Source organism: Chamaesiphon sp. OTE_8_metabat_110 (assembly GCF_031382685.1).
Classification (GTDB): Bacteria; Cyanobacteriota; Cyanobacteriia; order Cyanobacteriales; family Chamaesiphonaceae; genus Chamaesiphon.
The window spans coordinates 1-2602 of the sequence record NZ_JANMZA010000126.1; the positions used below are offsets into that span (position 1 = coordinate 1).

Annotated in this window: 2 protein-coding genes and 1 pseudogene; 1 reads left to right on the plus strand and 2 read right to left on the minus strand. The window is 49.3% G+C overall.

What is annotated here, in order from left to right; all coding sequences use genetic code 11:
- Positions 1–481, plus strand: a pseudogene (locus RMO52_RS04450) (TRAP transporter substrate-binding protein); the annotation flags it as partial.
- A gap of 145 nt (positions 482–626) precedes the next feature.
- On the opposite strand, the gene RMO52_RS04455 reads toward RMO52_RS04450, so the two are convergent.
- Entirely contained in the window at positions 627–920 is a 294-nt protein-coding gene (locus tag RMO52_RS04455; protein WP_309737850.1) for a WGxxGxxG family protein, read from the minus strand.
- 277 nt (positions 921–1197) lie between these two features.
- Positions 1198–2442: a saccharopine dehydrogenase NADP-binding domain-containing protein gene (locus RMO52_RS04460; protein WP_310411256.1), complete on the minus strand. Its 1245-nt coding sequence runs from the start codon at positions 2440–2442 to the stop codon at positions 1198–1200.
- Positions 2443–2602 lie beyond the last annotated feature (160 nt).

The window sequence follows — 2602 nt, forward strand, 5'->3', positions numbered from 1 at the left end:
AAAGACAGTCTATGAAAACCGTCAGGTCTTGATAAATAGAATGCCGCTAGCAAATGAGATCTCACCACCCGATCGTCAGGACGGATCGCTCATTCCCATTCACCCTGGCGCATTAAACTATTACAATCGTTCGGAGCCAGATTTTTTTAGCAAAAATTCCGATCTGATTGGCTTACTGGTCACAATTACTTTAGCTGCCCTATCCTGGATATGGCAATTGAAAGAGCAATTTGCCCGCGTCCAAAAAAATCGGAGCGATCTCTATAATACCGAACTAATTCAGATTCTGGATGATATCAAAAACTGTGACAATTTAGAATCATTGGACGAAATCAGGCAGATCCTGTATCAAAAATTTGCAATTGCGATCGACGCTTTCGATCGGGATCGGATTGCATTTGAATCACTTCAGTCGATTCGGTTTACGTGGGACGCTACGATGTCCGCACTTAAAGATCGCGAAGCCTATTTATTACGCTAAAGCTAATCGATCGTTTCTAAAAAGATCGAAAGAGAGTGAGCATGGATTTGTCAGCTTACTCTCTTTTATATACAGCTTCCTGGTTCAACATTCGTCAGACTGTGATGGCTTGGAGCCAAATTACGACAGAGACAAGTAGCCAGAACTAGCGGATGCTAGGGTCGCGGTAGACAGGTGCGTCATCCCGACGGGTAGTATTGTGAGTCTCTTCTTTCCGACGCCCCATCAATCCGAATAAGCCGAGCAATCCAGTCAAGCCCCACAGACCTCGGTCGTCACTGGTATTATTTTCATAACGAGTAGTAGTAGTTCCAGTGGTGCCAGTACCTTGAGTACCAGTACCTGTGGATGTTTGAGCGGCAGCGGGGGACATGGGTACAACTGAAATGATGGTAGCCAAGATGCCCGCACTGAGCAATGCGATCGAAGATGATTTCATGGTTTGAACTCCTTGAGTGAGTAGATGTGTGATAGTTGCCTTACGACCGATTTAACTTATCGGCTTGACTTCTTACTAATTTACAGGAGCTAGTTATAAAAGAACTCTCTCTTAAGTACCATGTTTTTTAAACACAAGTAGTCCTAAAGGTGTAAGGAGGGGTAGTCTCTAAGTCGCTCGGATCGTCAGCAAGCCTGATGCTTTCTCACTCTCACGGGCGATAGCTAGTAAAACGTTTTGAGCGAACTTGAAGACTGACTGCTAACGATTTTCTGGTTTAGCGCAATAGCTCTACTTCCAGCCGCATTCCTGCCCGCTGTAGCCGTTCTACCAATACATCTCCCAATCCAGTCGCAGGCGTCAAAATCCCACCCCGCTGCGCCCCTCCTGGCAGCCTGTCGAAATCCACAGCCAAACACAACGCCGACTCGCAGACAAATTTCACCGTCGCGCGATTGCCAGGATCGCCTACATCGGCAATCAGCCCCCGCACCCGTTGCCCCTGGCTGCCCCATCCCAACAGTTCGCACCGAAACCAACCTTCATTCATCGTTTGCTCCGTCGGCCCGCTCCCAACTTGGGGGATAATTGATTCGAGGAGAGAGCGCAGCGTTGGGATCGCAATCGCGCCCCCAATTACCGCCATACCCCCCACCATTGCCGCAGACTGAAGCCATGCCCACGGCGGGTCGAATTTGAAGTATTCTTGATAGCTAAAATCTGTACCATAAGGTTCTTGCCATCGATTCTCTGCCAGAGACGCTACGCGAACGAATAATGCCTGACTGCGACGGACGATCCGCGTATTGACTACGCCCATGAAAAATGGCGCAACCCAAGTCTCCATCTCGGCATCATACTGGGGCGAAGTGGGATCGCGATGTCTGTCTACATCTGTGGGGATAGATTCCGGCGGATTGAGCAGGAACGGATTGCTAACTAGATCGAGTTCGCCGCGATCGAATATATTTAAAGCTGAAGCCAGCGTCCCGCCATTAAAACCACCAGCCGCCTGATAATAAGCTTTGACTTGAGTACAGTTGGTACCCAGTTCGCGCTGGAGATAACGCACCACTAAATAAGCACCCAAATCGGAAGGGACAGAATCAAAGCCACAACAGGGGATAATCCGCGTCCCATCGGTAGCAGCTTGCAGATGATAGCGATCGATTAATCCCTTTACCCACGGCGTTTCGCCTGTAATATCGACATAATGAGTACGGTAACGGACGCAAGCATCGACGATCGCATCACCATACAGCGCAAATGGCCCAGCCGTATTCAATAATACCCGCGTCTGGGACACGATCTCGTCGATGGCGGTCTTATCTTGACTATCGGCGACGAGAATATCGACAGTGATGCCTACTTCTGCCCTGACTGATTCTAACTTGTGGCGATCTCGACCCGCGATCGCCCATCGTACCTCTGCGCCAGCACGTTCGGCAAAATACCGGACAGTTTGCTTACCTACAAAGCCGCTGGCACCATACAGCACTACATCATAACTGGTTTCACGCATGACCTGACGATCGCCTAGCGACTAGTGATAGCTCTATTATAGTCCGCCTCGATCGGGCAGAAATCGATCGGTGTAGGGGAGCCGACAGCAATATCGGTAGCTCTTACGCACTACATCCAGCCATTGAAATTGCGTATTCCTTACCCATTGCTAGATGTAG